The sequence below is a fragment of the methanotrophic endosymbiont of Bathymodiolus puteoserpentis (Logatchev) genome (assembly GCF_900128525.1).
Lineage (GTDB): Bacteria > Pseudomonadota > Gammaproteobacteria > Methylococcales > Methylomonadaceae > Methyloprofundus.
The window spans coordinates 15,229-34,406 of record NZ_FQTQ01000051.1; the positions used below are offsets into that span (position 1 = coordinate 15,229).

At 38.7% G+C, this 19,178-nt stretch carries 17 protein-coding genes; 14 read left to right on the top strand and 3 right to left on the bottom strand.

Annotated features, from left to right (window positions below; translation table 11 throughout):
* Positions 1-5: 5 nt before the first annotated feature.
* The gene (locus tag BQ7314_RS03235; RefSeq protein WP_174482273.1) at positions 6-482 is read left to right on the top strand and encodes a DUF411 domain-containing protein; all 477 of its coding nucleotides are present in this window, start codon (positions 6-8) and stop codon (positions 480-482) included.
* A gap of 174 nt (positions 483-656) precedes the next feature.
* Here the strand turns inward: BQ7314_RS03235 and BQ7314_RS03240 are convergent, their stop codons facing one another.
* Positions 657-1,088, bottom strand: a complete 432-nt coding sequence (locus BQ7314_RS03240; RefSeq protein ID WP_217423821.1) for a hypothetical protein — start codon at positions 1,086-1,088, stop codon at positions 657-659.
* Positions 1,089-1,691: 603 nt separating this feature from the next.
* Between BQ7314_RS03240 and amoC the strand changes: the two genes are divergently transcribed.
* From amoC to trmL, 7 genes are all read left to right on the top strand, one after another.
* Entirely contained in the window at positions 1,692-2,444 is a 753-nt protein-coding gene (amoC, locus tag BQ7314_RS03245) for a bacterial ammonia monooxygenase, subunit AmoC (RefSeq protein WP_174482275.1), read from the top strand.
* Positions 2,445-2,563: 119 nt separating this feature from the next.
* Positions 2,564-3,313, top strand: a complete 750-nt coding sequence (amoA, locus tag BQ7314_RS03250) for a bacterial ammonia monooxygenase, subunit AmoA (protein WP_174482276.1) — start codon at positions 2,564-2,566, stop codon at positions 3,311-3,313.
* Between the two features lie 84 nt (positions 3,314-3,397).
* Positions 3,398-4,642 carry a bacterial ammonia monooxygenase, subunit AmoB gene (gene amoB / locus BQ7314_RS03255; RefSeq protein WP_174482277.1) on the top strand — a complete coding sequence of 415 codons (1,245 nt, stop codon included), beginning with the start codon at positions 3,398-3,400 and terminating at the stop codon, positions 4,640-4,642.
* A 245-nt stretch (positions 4,643-4,887) separates the two neighbouring features.
* Positions 4,888-7,638: a preprotein translocase subunit SecA gene (secA, locus tag BQ7314_RS03260; RefSeq protein ID WP_174482278.1), complete on the top strand. Its 2,751-nt coding sequence runs from the start codon at positions 4,888-4,890 to the stop codon at positions 7,636-7,638.
* A 159-nt stretch (positions 7,639-7,797) separates the two neighbouring features.
* Positions 7,798-8,037, top strand: coding sequence for an HP1242/YdcH family protein (locus BQ7314_RS03265; protein ID WP_174482279.1), 240 nt, complete (start codon positions 7,798-7,800; stop codon positions 8,035-8,037).
* A 287-nt stretch (positions 8,038-8,324) separates the two neighbouring features.
* Positions 8,325-10,826 carry a glycogen/starch/alpha-glucan phosphorylase gene (locus BQ7314_RS03270; RefSeq protein ID WP_174482280.1) on the top strand — a complete coding sequence of 834 codons (2,502 nt, stop codon included), beginning with the start codon at positions 8,325-8,327 and terminating at the stop codon, positions 10,824-10,826.
* 82 nt (positions 10,827-10,908) lie between these two features.
* On the top strand, positions 10,909-11,373 hold the full coding sequence (gene trmL, locus BQ7314_RS03275) for a tRNA (uridine(34)/cytosine(34)/5-carboxymethylaminomethyluridine(34)-2'-O)-methyltransferase TrmL (RefSeq protein WP_174482281.1): 465 nt from the start codon (positions 10,909-10,911) through the stop codon (positions 11,371-11,373).
* Position 11,374: 1 nt separating this feature from the next.
* Here trmL and BQ7314_RS03280 read toward each other — a convergent pair whose 3' ends face one another.
* Both BQ7314_RS03280 and BQ7314_RS03285 read right to left on the bottom strand, forming a co-directional pair.
* Positions 11,375-12,520 (bottom strand): PilT/PilU family type 4a pilus ATPase, encoded by a 1,146-nt coding sequence (locus BQ7314_RS03280; RefSeq protein WP_174482282.1) that lies wholly within the window; start codon positions 12,518-12,520, stop codon positions 11,375-11,377.
* A 20-nt stretch (positions 12,521-12,540) separates the two neighbouring features.
* Positions 12,541-13,578 (bottom strand): type IV pilus twitching motility protein PilT, encoded by a 1,038-nt coding sequence (locus BQ7314_RS03285; RefSeq protein WP_174482283.1) that lies wholly within the window; start codon positions 13,576-13,578, stop codon positions 12,541-12,543.
* 127 nt (positions 13,579-13,705) lie between these two features.
* Here BQ7314_RS03285 and BQ7314_RS03290 point away from each other — a divergent pair, with 127 nt between their 5' ends.
* The 6 genes from BQ7314_RS03290 to BQ7314_RS03315 all read left to right on the top strand — a co-directional run.
* Positions 13,706-14,389, top strand: coding sequence for a YggS family pyridoxal phosphate-dependent enzyme (locus BQ7314_RS03290; RefSeq protein ID WP_174482284.1), 684 nt, complete (start codon positions 13,706-13,708; stop codon positions 14,387-14,389).
* Between the two features lie 27 nt (positions 14,390-14,416).
* Complete coding sequence (locus BQ7314_RS03295) at positions 14,417-14,833, top strand: hypothetical protein (protein ID WP_174482285.1); 417 nt, start codon at positions 14,417-14,419, stop codon at positions 14,831-14,833.
* Positions 14,834-15,058: 225 nt separating this feature from the next.
* Complete coding sequence (locus BQ7314_RS03300) at positions 15,059-15,625, top strand: hypothetical protein (protein ID WP_174482286.1); 567 nt, start codon at positions 15,059-15,061, stop codon at positions 15,623-15,625.
* Between the two features lie 154 nt (positions 15,626-15,779).
* Positions 15,780-15,917 (top strand): hypothetical protein, encoded by a 138-nt coding sequence (locus BQ7314_RS03305; protein WP_174482287.1) that lies wholly within the window; start codon positions 15,780-15,782, stop codon positions 15,915-15,917.
* Positions 15,918-15,928: 11 nt separating this feature from the next.
* Entirely contained in the window at positions 15,929-18,649 is a 2,721-nt protein-coding gene (polA, locus tag BQ7314_RS03310; protein ID WP_174482288.1) for a DNA polymerase I, read from the top strand.
* Between the two features lie 188 nt (positions 18,650-18,837).
* On the top strand, positions 18,838-19,178 hold a 341-nt coding region (locus BQ7314_RS03315), incomplete at its 3' end, for an IS6 family transposase (RefSeq protein WP_174482289.1).

The window sequence follows — 19,178 nt, forward strand, 5'->3', positions numbered from 1 at the left end:
AGAATATGCTGAAGCAACTGATTTTTATTGCTCTATTATTAGTCTCGGGTATCAGTGCAAGTTATGCGCAAGATGAAAAGGCTGGGAGCTTGAGTAAGGGCAATACGGATATTGTCGTTTATAGAAGTCCAACTTGTGCTTGTTGTGGTAAGTGGTTGGCGCATTTAAAAGCAGATGGCTTTAATGTGACTGATAATATTGTGGCTAATGTGCAGGGAATAAAAGATCAATATGGCGTTACTTCGTCCTTAGCATCATGCCACACCGCTATTATTAATGGCTATATTGTCGAGGGGCATGTTCCTGCTGGAGATATAAAAACAATGCTAAAAAATAAAGATAATATCAAGGGGCTAGCAGTGCCTGGAATGATAGTAGGAACGCCTGGAATGGAGATGGGAGGTCAAAAGTCTCCTTTCAAAGTAATTGCTTTTGATGCAAATGGGCAATTAAGGGTTTATAAGGACCATAGTAAAGACTAAAGACCATCTGTTTGTGCTAGCAGCATTGATACTTTAAGTATCAATGCTGTTTTTAATTTTTATGACTAGGACAACTCTGTTTATAAATTATAAAAGAAGAAAGGTAAGGTTTATTTAAAGGCGTTTCCTTACTCAAAAGCTTTATAAGTTACAGACTGTATACAAGGATATGATTTAAAGTCCAGAAATTCCAGTTACTGACCAATTGTCAGGATCCATGACGCCTTCTAGGTCAGACTCTTCCTCGTACTGTATTTGACAGGCGTATTTTTTAAAAAAACCAGCACCTGATGGTGGTGTCATTTCAATTTCAGCATTAATTATGTACTTATAGTTTCCAAGTGACCATGATTGTAATGGTTGAGATGGAAATGTAATGTTAATTTCGCTGTCAATTTCGTTTCTGATTTCTTTATTGCATTGAATAAAAGCATAATTCGTCATAGAGGTTGCATTCGCATATCTACTCCCTTTATCATCAGAATCAACTAAAAAAAGATCGGAAGAAGCTACTTTTTTAGTAAAAGGCATAACGGCTTCTTTTTGAAACATTATTAACCCAATAAGTACGGCGAGAAACAGGGTAGGGGTAAGAAATTTTTTCATGGCTAGGTGGGTTTAAAAAGTTAACAGTTCGCTTATTTTAGCAGAAAAGAATAGAGAGTATATTTCATTGTATAAAAATAGAACACCAAGGGTGGTCGGCAGGTACGTGGCAAAAGAGATTATATATTTGAAGTAGCTCTACCTGTATCTAAGGTTTGTGAGTGGAGTGTCAGCTAAGGATAAGTGCAGGTCGGTCTTGTAATGGAAAGATAAAAAGGCTATAGCCTTTGTGTTTTACGAGTTGAAAGCTTCATATAAGGTTCGTAGCGAATTAATATTTCACTCTGAGTGAGATTAAAGTGCATGAGTATTTCCAGTAATTGAAAAACTTTAAGTGTGGTCATAGTGGGGCAGTAAAAGAGCAGAAAAATTATAGGCTAGAAAATAATATTTTAAGAAAATAATTTAATTATCAGAAGGATGGCGTAATTGTATCGGCTCGATGCTAATCTCAGTGTAGAATATCTTGACATGATGTTTAAAGTTGATAGAATTGAATACACCTAAATGGAATGGTGTCATCATTAATTGTGATGTTACAGGATGTAATCAATGCTTTCGACATTTGTTGAAAGGTTATATATTTACTTTTAGGAGGTAATAATGGCTGCTACTACTGATTCAGTGAAAGCTGATGCTTCAGAAGCTCCACTGCTAAACAAAGTTAACCTGTGGGCAGGTTTAATGCTTTATTTGGTATTTTATTCATTTATTCGTTGGTATGAAGGTGTGTACGGATGGTCTGCTGGTTTAGATTCATTTGCACCTGAGTTCGAAACATATTGGATGAATATGTTATATATCGAATTAGTGCTTGAAGTGGTAATCGCTTCTACGCTATGGGGATATATCTGGAAAACACGTGATCGTAAAGTAATGTCTATCACTCCTCGTGAAGAGCTAAGAAGACACTTTACTCACTGGACATGGTTGGTAATGTACGGTTGGGCTATCTACTGGGGAGCTTCATACTTCACAGAGCAAGATGGTACATGGCATCAAACTATTGTTCGTGATACTGACTTTACGCCAAGTCACATCATCGAGTTCTACTTGTCATACCCAATTTACATCATTACTGGTGTATCTGCTTTCTTATATGCAAAAACAAGATTACCTGCTTACCAAGAAGGTTTATCTCTAATGTATATGGTATCAGTAATTGGTCCTTTCATGATTCTACCTAATGTAGGTTTGAACGAATGGGGTCACACTTTCTGGTTTATGGAAGAGTTATTTGTTGCGCCTCTACACTACGGCTTCGTATTCTTCGGATGGGCTGCTTTAGCGATTATGGGTGTTGTAAATATCGAAGTTGCTGCATTAACTAAACTACTTAAGAAAGACCTAGCTTAATTTAAAGCTGGTTTAAAAATAAAAAGTAGTAAACTTGTTATCTCCTTGTCTCGCCATCTACGGGTGGCGAGATGGAAGAGAGATAATGATAATAAAAATAAATTTTTGGAGGTAAGCTAATGAGTGCATCTCAATCAGCTGTACGTTCACGCGCTGAAGCTGTACAAGTTTCACGTACGTTGGACTGGATGATTCTTTTTACACTATTCACTGCAGTACTGGGTGGATATCACATTCACTATATGTTAACTGGTGGTGACTGGGATTTCTGGTCAGATTGGAAAGATAGACGTCTATGGGTAACTGTAGCGCCAATCGTATCAATCACTTTCCCTGCTGCTGTGCAAGCTATGTTGTGGTATCGTTATCGTCTACCTTTTGGTGCGATAGTTTGTATTCTTGCTCTTATGTTAGGTGAGTGGATTAACAGATATTTGAACTTCTGGGGTTGGACTTATTTCCCAGTAAACTTCTGTTTCCCTTCTAACTTAATTCCTGGTGCTATCCTTCTTGATGTTGTACTAATGCTTTCTAGCAGCTTTGTACTTACAGCTGTTATTGGTGGTATGGCTTGGGGTTTAGTATTCTATCCAGGTAACTGGCCAATTATTGCTCCTTTACACGTACCTGTTGAATATAACGGTATGATGTTTACACTAGCTGATTTACAAGGTTACCATTATGTACGTACTGGTACTCCTGAGTACATCAGAATGGTTGAGAAAGGTACTTTAAGAACATTTGGTAAAGATGTTGCTCCAGTATCAGCGTTTTTCTCAGCTTTCGTTTCTATTATTATTTACTTCCTATGGCATTACTTCGGTCGTTGGTTTAACAAAACTGACTTCATATCTGGCGAAGGCATTTAATAATAATAATAATTATAATATTGGTAACAGAGCGATTGTTTACCAATATAACGAAAATTAATTTCTCTAGTTTGGAGGAGATATATGAAAACAATTAAAGACAAGGTAGCTAAACTATCGTTTGTCGCATTGCTAATGGCGCTAACATCAGCGATGTTCTACACGCCTACTGCATCTGCACACGGTGAAAAGTCTCAAGCAGCGTTTATGCGTATGCGTACTATTCACTGGTTTGATCTTGACTGGTCAAAAGATGAAGTTGCTGTTAATGACACTATGACAATTTCTGGTAAATTCCACGTTTTTGCTGGATGGCCTGAAACTGTTGATAAGCCTGAAGTATCTTTCTTGAACATCGGTATTCCTGGTCCTGTATTTATTCGTGCAGGTTCTTGGATTGGTGGTCAGTTAGTTCCACGTTCTGTTTCTTTAGAACTTGGCGATACTTATGAGTTCAAAGTACTATTAAAAGCACGTCGTCCAGGTGACTGGCACGTACATACTATGATGAACGTTGAAGGTGGTGGACCAATCATTGGACCAGGTAAATGGGTAACTATTACTGGTTCTATGAGTGAGTTTGTTAATCCATTGACTACATTGACTGGTCAAACAATTGACTTAGAAGATTATGCTCTAGATAACGTATATTTCTGGCATGCGCTTTGGTATTCAATTGGTCTTGCATGGTTGATCTTTTGGATCAAACGTCCAATGTTTATTCCTCGTCATATCGCAGTTACTTCTGGTAAAGCTGATACTTTAATTAGTGCTACTGATAAGAAAGTTGCAATTGGTTTTGCTGTTGGTACATTGGCTCTTCTAATGTATGGTATGGGATCAACTAACGAAAAGTATCCTATTACTACTCCACTGCAAGCTGGTTTAATGCGTGGTATCAAGCCTATTGAAATGCCTGAAACTTCGGTTGCAGTTAAAGTAGAAGATGCTACATACCGTGTTCCAGGTCGTGCTATGCAAATGACGTTGACTATTACTAACAATGGCGATTCAGCTATTCGTTTAGGTGAGTTCAACACTGCATCAGTTCGTTTCTTAGACGCTGACGTTCTTGAAGATGAGTCAGGTTACCCTGATGATCTTTTAGCTGAAGAAGGTTTAACTGTTTCTGATAACAGCCCTATAGCTCCAGGTGAGTCTAGAACTGTTGAAGTTACTGCTTCTGATGCTGCTTGGGAAGTTTACCGTTTAGCTGACTTGATCTATGATCCAGATAGTCGTTTTGCTGGTTTATTATTCTTCTTTGATGAAGATGGTAACCGTCAAATGGTTATGGTAGATGCTCCATTAATTCCATCTTTCATCTAATTGATTGAATACTTAGTTTACTAAGTAGGAATTAAATAAAGCGAAAACCCCTGTTACGTAAGTAGCAGGGGTTTTTTTATGCCTAAAATTTATCGCTATAATGGTTGAATATTAGGTTTTGGACGCATAAAGAGGTACTTTATATTGCTATAAAGAGATTAATGGTATGTTAGATAGTAAGTAAACAGGATATAATAAAAGTTTGATATAAAGTCTAATTAAGAATTTCACATTGGGAAAGAAGGATGCTGGGTAAGCTCGTTAAATTTGTTGTAGGCAGCCGTAATGATCGGTTAGTTAAGAAGAAAAGCAAAATAGTAAAGCTTGTTAATAAGTTGGCCGAAGAGTATGGGCAATTAACTGATGCAGCATTACAGGCAAAAACACAAGAGTTTAGAGAACGGTTAAAGCAAGGTGAAAAGCTTGAAAGCCTCATACCTGAAGCTTTTGCAACTGTACGTGAAGCGTCGTCGCGTGTTTTCAGTATGCGTCATTTTGATGTGCAATTGATTGGTGGCATGGTGTTAAACGACGGTCGAATTGCTGAGATGAAAACAGGAGAGGGTAAGACCTTAATGGCTACGTTAGCAGCCTATTTAAACGCCCTTCCTAGCAAAGGTGTGCATGTTGTTACGGTTAATGATTACTTAGCTGCGCGAGATGCCGAGTGGATGGGACAGTTATATAATTTTCTTGGTTTGACGACCGGGGTAATTATTAGTGACTTAGATCATAATGAGCGTAAGAAAGCTTATGCTGCAGATATTACTTATGGAACTAATAATGAATTTGGTTTCGATTATTTGCGCGATAATATGGCATTTAGTATTGAGCAAAAAGTGCAGCGAGGCTTACATTTTGCCATAGTGGATGAGGTTGATTCAATTTTAATTGATGAGGCAAGAACGCCTTTGATTATTTCTGGACCAACGGATGATAGTACCGAAATATATTTAAAAACTAATGAAATCGTTCCGCTACTGACTAAAGTAGAAAGAAAAGAGGGTGAAAAAGAAGGTGAAGAAACAGGGCCTGGTGACTTTACAGTAGATGAAAAATCTAAGCAGTTACATTTAACTGAATCTGGACATGAGCATATAGAGTCTTTGTTGGTCGAGCATGGCTTATTGGAGGAAGGCGCTAGTTTGTATGAGCCTGCTAATATAAGGTTGATGCACTACTTAAATGCTTCATTAAGAGCGCATGTTTTATTTCATCGGGATGTTGATTATATTGTACAAAATAATGAAGTCATTATTGTGGATGAGTTTACTGGCCGGATAATGCCTGGGCGCAGGTGGTCTGAGGGCTTGCATCAAGCAATGGAAGCTAAAGAAGGCACAAAAATACAAAGTGAAAATCAAACATTAGCATCCATCACTTTTCAGAATTATTTTCGTTTATATGAAAAATTGTCTGGAATGACGGGGACGGCTGACACTGAGTCATTTGAGTTAAATAAAATTTATGGACTTGAAGTGGTCGTTATTCCAACACATCGGCCTATGACTAGACTGGATAAAGGGGATTTAGTCTATTTAACGGCAAAAGAAAAATATTTGGCAATCACTGAAGATATCAAAGACTGTGTTAAACGAGGGCAACCTGTTTTAGTTGGTACAACGTCGGTGGAAAATTCTGAATTAATCTCGAGTATTTTAAATCAGTCTAAGATTAAGCATGAAGTCTTAAATGCGAAACAACATGAGCGTGAAGCTCATATTATTGAGCAAGCAGGCATGCCAGCGGCGGTTACTATAGCGACTAACATGGCAGGGCGTGGGACGGATATTGTGTTAGGCGGAAATATGGACGCGCAAATTGCTGCATTAGGCGACAGTCCATCTCAGGCAGAAATTGATAAAGTTAAAGGTAAGTGGCTTGATTTGCATGAGCGTGTGTTGCAGAGCGGAGGATTGCATGTTATTGGCTCAGAAAGGCATGAGTCTCGTCGAATTGATAATCAACTGCGCGGACGTTCAGGAAGGCAAGGAGATGTCGGCTCTACTCGGTTTTATTTATCGTTAGAAGATGATTTGATGCGAATTTTTGCTTCTGATCGAGTCGCTGGTTTAATGAAAAAATTAGGCATGGATGAAGGTGAGGCAATTGAGCATCCTTGGGTGACGCGCTCTATAGAAAATGCCCAGAAAAAAGTTGAGGGAAGAAACTTTGATATGCGTAAAGAGATTCTTGCGTATGATGATGTTGCTAATGATCAGCGTAAAGTTATCTATAAGCAGCGTGATGAATTAATGGCTTCTGATGATATCAGTGATATTATTGAAGCAATTCGAGTTGATGTAATTAGTGATGTTATTACTAAGTATATTCCTGCGAAAACTATGGAGGAGCAATGGAATATAAGTGGCTTAGAAGCACATTTACAAGATGAGTTTGATGTCACTATTCCAGTAGCTCAAATGCTTGAAGATGATGCAAGTTTGCATGAAGAATCATTGAGAGATGCAATTATAGAGCTTGTTGCGCAAGCTTATAAAGCTAAAGAAGAGATGGCCTCTCCTGACGTGATGCGCCATTTCGAAAAATCTGTCATGCTACAAGTATTAGATAATAGCTGGAAAGAGCATTTAGCCGCGATGGATAGTTTACGGCAAGGGATTCACTTTAGAGGTTATGCACAAAAAGATCCAAAACAAGAATATAAACGTGAAGCATTTGATATGTTTACGGCTCTATTAGATCAAATTAAACATGAAGTTATTGGTATTATTTCTAAAGTTAAAGTTACTGATCCTGAGGATGTTGAAGCGATTGATGAACAACGCCAAGAGCCGCAAGAAATGCATTTTGAACATCCAGATGCAGATAGTACTTTAGAACCTACTGACGAAACAATTCAGCCACCGCAGGATGATCCAAACTCAAATGAAAGAGAGGCGCCTTTTGTCCGTGAAGATAAAAAAGTGGGCCGTAACGAGCCATGCCCTTGTGGTTCAGGCTTGAAGTATAAGCAGTGTCATGGGAAGTTGTAAAGTAAGTTAAAGACTTAAGTGAGCCCTATGATACTAAATTAGCGTTTATGTAAGGGGCTAGGTTGGTATGGTAGCTTAGCTATAGAATATTAAACTATTATTTTCCTTGTTAAAGTAATATTTTTGATCGCATGAAGCCTAAAATTTAGGAGGTATAGTATGTTTGGAGAGTTGCACGATTTGCACCACGAATTTCCGGAATACAATGACAGAATTCATGAGTTAAAAATGAATGATAATTATTTTAAGCGTTTATTTGATGAATATGATGAATTAGTGCATGAGTTAGTTCGTATACAGCAGAATATTGAAACGCCGGCTAATGAAGTGGTCGAAGGCTTAAAGCTAAAACGACTAACCTTAAAAGATAAGTTGTATGCAATGCTGAAAAGAAAATAGTTAATTTGCTATACAAACTAGCTAAGGAATGCATATTTAATAAAACCCGAAACTTTAGATCATGAAGCACTGCAAGTCCTCCGAGGGCTAGCAGTGCTTTCGGGTATTATTGAATTTTGCTTCTCAAGCACCGAGGGCTAAGCTCCTTTAAGCAAGTCTAGCATTTCGGTGATTTGGTTTTTTAATTAGCTTAAAAGTTTACCTATCCATAAGATCTAAGCTGCTTGTTATAATAATCGTAAGCTATTCAGGTCTAAAATAATTATTAAATTTAACTCTGGAATATTATGCCACAGAATACTTTTACTAAAAGTAAGCCATGCGAGAGCATTACTGATCTACCCAGTTTAGGGCTAGAGAAAGAAGATTTTATTACTGATTTTAAACGTTATTACAGTTATCGATTAGGTCGTGATGAGCATTGTCGTTCCCCGCATTATGCTTATGAAGCTCTTTCCTTGGCAGTTAGTGATCGCTTAGTAGAGCGTTGGAAAAATACTTATAATACTTATAGGGAATCTGATTGTAAGAAAGCTTATTATTTGTCCATGGAGTTTTTAATGGGGCGAACTTTAAGTAATGCTATGCTTAATTTAGGTATAACAGGTGCAGTGGCTGAGGCAATGTATGACCTAGGGTTAGAGATTGAAGAATTAATTGAAAGTGAGCCAGATGCTGGGTTAGGCAATGGTGGCTTGGGCCGTTTGGCGGCCTGTTTTATTGATAGCTGTGCAACATTACAATTACCTGTGACTGGCTATGGCCTACGCTATGAGTATGGTATGTTTAGCCAAGTTATTGTCAATGGGGAGCAAGTTGAGCGTCCTGATCACTGGTTAAAAAATGGCAATGTATGGGAAATAGAGCGCCCTGAATATACCCACCGTATTAAATTTGGTGGTCGTGTTGAACAATCTGTGAACGAGCGGGGGGTTAAGCGCAGGTCTTGGGTTGATACTACCGATATTCTTGCAGTACCTTATGATACACCGATACCGGGTTATCAAAATGGTACGGTCAATACTCTGCGCCTATGGAAAGCAACTGCCACAGAAGAGTTTAATTTAGAAGAATTTAATGCGGGTGATTATGCTGAGTCAGTAGCGGCAAAAAATACCGCAGAAAACATCAGTATGGTGCTTTATCCTAATGATGCTAATGAAAATGGTAAGTCGTTACGTTTGCAGCAGCAGTATTTACTAGCATCAGCAAGTTTGCAGGATATTGTTGCTAACTGGGTTGGGCGGCATGGTAATAACTTTACTCATTTTGCAGAGAAAAATTGCTTTCAATTAAATGATACACACCCAAGTGTTGCTGTTGCCGAATTAATGCGTATTCTAATGGATACGCATGGATTAAAGTGGGCTAAAGCGTGGGAAATTACGCGTCAAACAATGGCTTATACGAATCATACTTTATTGCCTGAAGCGCTTGAGAAATGGTCGGTGAGTTTATTTGAGCGATTGTTGCCGCGCCTCATGGAAATTATTTATGAAATAAATGCGCATTTCCTTGCCGAAGTTGCTTTACATTGGCCAGGCGATAATGAGCGTTTGGCGCGTATGTCATTAATTGAAGAAGGTAGCGAGAAGAAAGTGAGAATGGCTTATCTTGCTATTGTTGGTAGCTTTTCAGTTAATGGTGTGGCTGAATTGCATTCAAAGCTATTGCAAGAGGGATTATTTAAAGACTTCTATGATTTATGGCCAGATAAATTTAATAATAAAACTAATGGTGTTACACCGCGAAGATGGCTTGCAGCATGTAACCCTGAATTAGCTAAATTTATTACTGAAATGATTGGTGATAAATGGATTACCGATTTATCAGAATTAAAAAAATTAGAAAACTTTGTTAATGATAAAAAGTTTTGTAAGAAATGGTATGAATTGCAACAAAATGCCAAACAACGATTGATTGATTACAAAAAAACAGAGTTTGATATAGACCTGAATGTAAATGCTTTATTTGATGTACAAGTTAAGCGTTTTCATGAGTATAAGCGTCAATTATTGAATGTCTTACATGTTATTCATTTGTATGACCGTATTAAGCGTGGTGATACTGAAAATTGGACAGATCGTTGTGTTTTAATTGGTGGTAAGGCAGCACCTGGCTACTATATGGCAAAGCGTATTATTAAATTGATTAATAATATTTCTGATGTCATTAATAATGACCCTGATGTAGGCGAGAAATTAAAGCTAGTTTTCATGCCTAATTATCGCGTTTCAGCAATGGAAAAAATTTGTCCTGGCGCTGATTTGTCAGAGCAAATTTCTACAGCGGGTAAAGAGGCATCAGGTACTGGTAATATGAAGTTTATGATGAACGGTGCTTTGACTATTGGTACTCTGGATGGGGCTAATATAGAAATTCGCGAAGAAGTCGGTGATGATAATTTTTTCTTGTTTGGTTTAACAGAGGATGAAGTTGAAGACTTACGGCATCATTATGATCCTGTCAATATGATTAACCAGGATGAGGATTTACAGAGAGTAATGAACTTACTTGAATGTGGTCATTTTAATCAGTTTGAGCCTGGCATCTTTGATGATGTTATTAACTCAATTAAAAGTTCAGGAGATCCATGGATGACGATTGCAGATTTCCGTAGCTTTGTTAATGCACAAAAGCGAGTTGAAGCGGCTTATCAAGATAAAGATCTCTGGACTCGTATGAGCATTATTAATACTGCAAACAGTGGCAAATTTTCTACTGACCGTACGATTAAAAATTATAGTGATGAAATCTGGAATTTAGAGCCAGTTGCCATTAGTAAATAAATAAGCAGCCTAACTGTGCGTCTTTAGATGTTAGGGGAGGGAGCCTGTTAGGCTTCCCCCTTTTTTCATGGCTAAATAAAATATGTTTAATATTGTACTTTTTGAACCTGAAATACCTGCAAATACAGGAAATATTATTCGTCTATGCGCGAATACCGGAGCTAGGTTACATTTAGTGCAGCCTTTAGGTTTTGAGCTGGATGATAAAAAGCTGCGTAGAGCAGGTTTAGACTACCATGAATGGGCTGAAATAAAAGTGCATGCAGGTATTAATGATTTTTTAGAGAATGAAAACTATCATAAGATTTATGCATTAACGACGAAAGGTAGGCGCTGTTATTCTGAAGTGCCATTTCAGGAGGGCGATGCTTTGTTGTTTGGCCCTGAAACAAGGGGCTTGCCCGATAGTATTTTGGCTAGTTTAGCGGACGAGCAGCGAGTTCGGTTGCCAATGTTACCAGCAAGTCGAAGTTTGAATTTATCTAATACGGTTGCTGTAACCTTATACGAAGCTTGGCGAAAAATTGGATTTACGGGTCAAAGTTAACTTAACGATTAATAGTGTGATGGCCGCCTTGCTCGTTATCAAGACTGGCTAAACTAATATCTTCATCAGAGTCAGAAAAGTCAGTAGGTGAGCCTAGCTTAATCATTAAGCGAACTTCATTTTTAGAGTCAGCAGAATTAATAGCATCATCATAGCTGATTTTTCCTTCGGAGTATAAATCAAATAAAGCTTGATCAAAGGTGTGCATGCCTAGTTCGCGCGAGCTTTGCATTAGTTCTTTGAGTTTATGTACATCGCCTTTACGAATTAAGTCAGAGACTAAAGGTGTGCCTAGTAAAATCTCCATTACTGGGTAGCGGCCTTTTCCATCGATTCTGGAAACTAATTGCTGAGCAATAATGCCTTTTAAATTAAGTGATAAATCCATAAAAACTTGTCGATGCATATCTTCTGGGAAGAAATGCAGGATACGGTCGATGGCTTGATTTGCATTATTAGCATGCAACGTTGCAAGGCATAAATGCCCAGTTTCAGCGAAAGCAAGGGCGTGCTGCATTGTTTCACGAGTGCGAATTTCGCCGATAAGAATAACATCGGGGGCTTGGCGTAAAGTGTTTTTTAGTGCGACTTCATAAGATTCGGTATCCATGCCGACTTCTCGTTGCGTAATAATACAGCCTAAATGTGGATGGACAAACTCAATAGGGTCTTCAATGGTAATAATATGCCCTGTGCTATGTTCGTTACGATATTTAATTAAAGAGGCAAGTGAGGTGGATTTACCTGTGCCTGTTGCACCAACAAATAAAACTAAGCCGCGCTTCTCCATGACCACTTCTTTAAGAATAGTGGGTAGGTGTAGGCTATCAGAATCGGGTATATTGGTTTCAATGCGCCTGAGAACCATCCCCGCCGCATCTCTTTGGGTAAAGGCGCTAACTCTGAAGCGTCCTAAGCCTTTGCGACTAATAGCGAAATTACATTCTTTAGTATTATCAAAGTCATCGCGCTGACGCTGGGTCATAATGCTTTTAACTACTTTTAAGGCTTGCTCCTCTGTTAATGCCGTTTTAGATACATCCGTCAGAGTTCCATTAATTTTTAAAGTAGGGGGGCGGCCAGCGGTAATGAATAAGTCTGATGCTTTTTCCTTACACATTAGTTCCAGTAGTTTGTCGAAATCCATGTGGCTCTCTTTGAGTTTAATTAACGGAAAAGGTCTTTACTAACCGCTTTACCTTGCGCAGCTTTAGATGTGATTTTTCTAGCATCTACTAGCTCTTTAAGGTTTTGGTCTAATGTTTGCATACCATCACGGCGGCCTGTCTGAATCGCAGAATACATTTGTGCCACTTTTGCTTCACGAATTAAGTTACGAATAGCAGGTGTCCCGACCATAATTTCATGAGCGGCAATACGTCCACCACCAACTTTCTTAAGTAAAGTTTGTGAAATGACCGCTTGCAAAGACTCAGAAAGCATAGAGCGAATCATATCTTTTTCGGCGGCTGGAAATACGTCAATAACACGGTCAATAGTTTTTGCAGCTGACGTAGTATGTAAGGTACCAAACACTAAATGCCCCGTCTCAGCTGCCGTTAAAGCAAGACGAATAGTTTCTAAATCACGCATCTCACCAACCATAATAATGTCTGGATCTTCTCGTAAAGCTGAGCGCAATGCATTGTTAAAGCTTTGTGTATCTCGATGAACTTCACGCTGGTTGATAAGAGACTTCTGGCTGTTGTGGACAAATTCTATCGGGTCTTCAACGGTTAGAATATGTTCGTAGCGGTTTTGGTTAATATGGTCGATCATTGCCGCAAGAGTGGTTGATTTACCAGAACCTGTTGGACCGGTCACGAGAACTAAGCCACGTGATTTTTCAGTTAGTTCAGAAAAAAATCTAGGGGCATTTAAGTCTTCGAGGGATAAAATATCGGAAGGAATAGTTCTGAAAACAGCCGCAGCGCCACGCTCTTGATTAAAAGCATTGACACGAAAACGAGCTAAACCAGGTAAGGCAAAAGAGAAATCAGTTTCAAAAAATTCTTCATAATCACGACGTTGCTTATCATTCATTATATCGTAAATTAAAGCATGTACTTCTTTGTGATCAAAGGCATCGATATTAACCCGACGAATATCACCATCGACACGAATCATAGGCGGTAGGCCAGCAGATAGATGTAAATCTGAGGCTTTGTTTTTAACAGAAAACGCGAGTAATTCAGAAATATCCATAAAGGCTCCTAGCGGGCAGGGGATAATATAAAGAAAAGAGATTACTTATACCATAGCTTATGTCTTTAATTTTTTAAAGGAGTAGTGTCTAATAATGCTAACTAATTTTATCGTAAATCATTAAGTAATGACCCTAATAGCTAAGAAATTATCTTCCATTCTTCATCAAATTCACTCGGCTGAACTGCAAGCGCAACGTAAAAGCGATTCAGTGGCGTTGTTAGCGGTTAGCAAAACTAAACCGTGTATCGACTTGATACGAGCTTATCAAGCAGGGCAACGTCATTTTGGTGAAAGTTATTTGCAAGAAGCATTACTAAAACAAAAAGAATTAGCTAACTATCAGATTACATGGCACTTTATTGGTCCGATTCAGTCGAATAAAACACGAGCTATTGCCGAACATTTTGCTTGGGTGCATAGTGTTGATCGCTTAAAAATTGCTCAACGTCTCAGTGAACAGCGCCCCGCTCGTATGTCTCCATTAAATATTTGTATCCAAGTTAATATTAGCAATGAAGTGACTAAATCGGGGTTTTCTTTGGCTGAGTTGCCTGAAGCTATTAAGAGAATTAGTTTTTTACCAAATATTAAATTACGTGGTGTAATGGCTATTCCTCAGCCAGAAACTGATTTTGCTCTACAAAGAATGCCTTACCGACAATTATACCAGGCAGTAAAGGCACTTAATAAACCAGAGTTAGACACTTTTTCTTTTGGTATGACGGGAGATTTAAACGCAGCAATAGTGGAAGGGGCAACTATCGTTAGAGTTGGTTCGGCGATTTTTGGTGCTAGGGTGTATAAATAATTTATTTAATGCTAAAAGGAGCTAATTATGTTTAGTTTAAAACGTATTTTTTTAATAAAAGCACATATGATTATTGCTGCTTTTATTTTGCCCGTTGCACTTATGTTTTTTATCACCGGAGCACTTTATACATGGGGAGTAAAAGGAGGGTATTCGAGTGATACTTATATTTTACAACTGCAGCAACCTATGCAGCGGAATAAAGAATGGCTGACCGAAAAAGTAATGAATGAGTTAGCACAGCGCTCTATTGCTCTGCCGTCAGGTCAGGCAAAATTAAAAACGGCTGGGAACTCTTTTTATTTTGAATGGACGGGATCTGAGGTTGATGTACTGTTAGAGCCGCGCGTACACTCGCTGGAGGCTAACTTAACGATAAAAAGGACGACGTTGCACCGTTTTTTTGTGCAATTACATAAAGCTAAGGGGGGGGGTAGCGTTTAAGGTTTATGCAGCTATATTATCGGTTTGCCTGTTATTTCTCTTTGTCGTTATGGCCTGGCAAATAGTTAAATATCGTCCTTTACTACTAAGCTCCTTTTGCATGGGACTGATATTGTTTATTGTTTTAGCCAGTATTAGTTAAATTGCCTGTCGTCATATTCCTGTCATAATCTTAACCTTACAATAGTCATTATATATTTAGAAATTTTATTTGGAGCTGTTATTGTGAAAAAAACCTCATTCGTCGTTGTTATGCTTTCTTTAGTGTTAGCTTCATGTGTAACTAAACAAGCTGTAGAAAAAACGGCGGTAGTGCCAGTTACTAAGCCAGCAGTCGCCTACAATGTAAATGATTATTATGTGGTGTATCAGGATGGGCGTATTTATGCCTTTGATGACTTTAAAGTGTACCAAGATTTTCTTGAGCTAGGTGAAACGACTTTTCGTTTTACGCGCATAGCAGCGGGTCCTAAAGGCGAAACAGTCGTTTTTGGTTTGCGTAAAGTAGATAAGAAAAAGCCAATGGAAAGCGGTGTAGTTAATTTATATGACGGCAAAGCTGAAGGTATACCCGTGGGCTTTTACGGTGAGGTTGTTAAAGATGGCCGTGTTTATATATTTAGCGAATGGGCGGATTTACAGTCATTTATAAAAGTAGGTGAAGCGACATTCCGTTATACAGATATTGGTGCTGGTCCAAAAGGTGAAACACTTGTTTATGTGTTAAATAAGAGTAATAAAAAGAAAAAACCAGTTGCATTAATGGCCATATACAAAGCTAAACATAGGTAATGTTTGGTGCGGTTCAATTAGAAAAAGGGGCTTTTAGCCCCTTTTTTTTGTGGTTTTTTAAATAGGTGGGTTTTGAACTTAATCTGCCTAGCTGCTTTTAGTTGCCTGGTAAATCAGCGATAATCTATATTTTAAGGTATAGACAGGCAAAATTATGAGTGTATATGTAACAAGTAAAAAGGTAAGGTATATTACATCGGTGATTTTTGTATTATTTATGGCCATTGTCGTGGGCGGTTCATATTTAGCTCAGCAAGAGAAAGGCACCTCTGAAAGTACTTCAGTTTCTTAATTATCTTACTTATGTCAAAAAAACTACTGTTAATTGATGGTTCGTCATTTTTATTTCGCGCTTATCACGCTGTTCCTCCCTTAAGTAATGCTGAAGGTATGCCAACTAACGCTATTTTTGGTGTGGCGAGTATGTTGCGCCGATTAATCAGCAATCATAAAACTGATTATTTCGCAGTTATATTTGATGCGCCTGGCGGTTCTTTTAGGAATGAGTTATATAGTGAATATAAATCTCATCGCCCCCCTATGCCCGATGATTTAAGAGTGCAGATTCAGCCTCTACATGACTTGATTCGGGCAATGGGATTACCTTTAATTATGGAAACAGGAGTAGAGGCAGATGATGTTATTGGTGCGCTCACTCACTTAGCTGTAGATGCAGGGTTTCAGGTGATTATTTCTACAGGTGATAAGGACATGGCACAACTGGTCAGTGACCAGGTAACGTTAGAAAATACCATGTCTAATACGGTTATGGATGTACAGGGGGTGATTGATAAATTTGGTGTCAGCCCAGAACAGATTATTGATTATTTGGCTTTAATGGGCGATAGTGCGGACAACATCCCCGGAGTAGCAAAAGTGGGCCCGAAAACAGCTGCAAAATGGTTGGCTCAGTATCAAACCTTAGAAAACCTCATAGCTAATGCCGGTGAGATTAAAGGTAAAGTGGGGGAGAATTTACGCGCCAGTCTTGATGAGCTAGCCTTATCGAAGCAATTAACAACGATTAAATGCGATTTGGATTTACCGTATCATATTGACGATCTACGTTGCATCCCAGAAGATAAGCAATTATTGCAAGAGCAGCTGGAGTTATTGGGTTTTAATACTTGGTCAAAAAGTTTGCAAAACACCTCTTTTGTATCACATACGCCTTTAACACGCACAATTATGGAAGAAGATACAGGCTCTAAGCCAAGTATTAAATATGAAATGATTGTTACCATGAAGGCCTTTAATGACTGGCTAGATAAGTTGAAATCTGCAGAATTATTTGCCTTTGACACGGAAACGACTAGTCTTGATTACACGGAGGCAGAGATTGTTGGCGTGTCGTTTGCCGTTACTGTGGGTGAGGCTGCGTATGTGCCTTTAGCACATGATTATCCTGGCGTTCCTGAGCAATTATCTCGGGATGAGATTTTACAGATACTCAAGCCTTTATTAGAAAGCCCTACGCATAAAAAGGTCGGTCAGAATTTAAAATATGATGCTAATGTTTTGGCTAATTATGCGATTGAATTATGTGGTATAGCACAAGATACCATGCTCGAGTCATACGTTGTGGATAGTACGCGCACTAAGCATAATATGGATGATTTAGCGAAAGTATACTTAAACCGTAGTACCATTCATTATGAAGATGTGGCTGGCAAAGGTGCGAAACAAATTGGTTTTGCTGAAGTGCCAATCGAACAGGCGACACAATATGCGGCAGAAGATGCAGATATTACGCTAGCGTTACACCAAGTTTTAGCGCCTAAATTAGCTAAGCATAAAAAGTTAGTATCTTTGTATGAAAATATAGAAATACCGATGTTAAGCGTACTCTCACGTATGGAGCGTACGGGTGTTTTAATTGATAGTAATATGTTGGCACAGCAAAGCATGGAATTGGCTAATCATATTATGGCGATAGAGCAACAAGCGCACGAGATAGCGGGGCAAAGCTTTAATATTGCTTCACCCAAACAAATTCAAGAAATCTTATATGATAAATTAAACCTGCCAGTTTTAAAGAAAACTCCCAAAGGCCAGCCTTCTACGGCAGAATCCGTTTTACAGGAGTTAGCGGAAGAGTATCCTTTACCAGAGCTAATTTTAAAACATCGTAGTATGAGCAAGCTAAAATCGACTTATACGGATAAATTACCGCTACAGGTCAGTCCTAAAACAGGGCGTGTGCATACCTCGTACCATCAGGCCATTGCTGCAACGGGGCGCTTATCATCATCGAATCCGAATTTACAAAATATTCCCGTGCGGAGCCCTGAAGGTCGCAAGATTCGTCAAGCGTTTATTGCCCCTATGGGCTATAAAATTGTTGCAGCTGATTACTCACAAATTGAATTGCGCATTATGGCACATTTATCGGGTGATGAAGGCTTGTTAGATGCGTTTGCTAAAGGGGAGGATATTCATAAAGCAACGGCTGCCGATGTTTTTGATATTAATCTTGAGCAAGTCACAACTGATCTGCGTCGTTCTGCTAAAGCTATTAATTTTGGTTTAATTTATGGCATGTCTTCTTTTGGTTTAGCAAAGCAATTAGGGGTGGGACGTAAACAAGCACAAGAATATATTGATTTATATTTTGCTCGTTACCCACGTGTTAAACAGTATATGGATGATACTCGTGAATTAGCGAAACAGCAGGGTTATGTTGAAACTTTATTAGGGCGGCGCTTATATTTACCGGAGATCCATTCTAAAAATGCAGCTAGACGACAATATGCCGAAAGAACAGCGATTAATGCACCGATGCAAGGCACGGCTGCAGATATTATTAAGCTGGCAATGATCGCAACCGATAAGTGGATACAAGATGACCAGCCTGACATTAAAATGATTATGCAAGTGCACGATGAATTAGTGTTTGAAATAGCGGAAGCGAAGGTTGATGAGTATAGCTCTAATATTAGGCAATTAATGAGTGAGGCAACAAACCTAGATGTACCTTTAGTGGTTGATATAGGGGTTGGTATAAATTGGGATGAAGCGCATTAAGTGTTGCTTACCTTAACTTTTTATAGGATAGAAGCACGCCAATGATAAATGATATAGAAGATAAATTTATTATGTATGTTGAGCGTATGCCGGCTTTTCCTAAAAGTGTACATAAAGGGTTCTGTCGCATTCCTGGGTAAATTCTGAGATAATTCCCCCTTATTTCCCAATGTACATAAAATAAAATCATGATCAGCTTTAAAGGGACACACTTTCCCAAAGACGTTATTCTTTATGCGGTTTTCTTTTATGTCAGGTATGGCGTTTCGTATCGCGACCTTGAAGAGATCATGGAAGAAAGAGGGGTTAATGTTGATCATGCTACGCTCAATCGTTGGGTTATCCGTTATGCGCCAGCCATTGCAGCAAAAGCTCACTCTCAGAAACGAAACACAAATAGATCTTGGCGCATGGATGAAACGTATATCAAAGTGAAGGGGAAGTGGGTCTATTTATACCGAGCCGTTGATAGTCAAGGTGATACGCTTGATTTCATGCTGTCTGAGCGCCGTGATGAAGACGCTGCAAC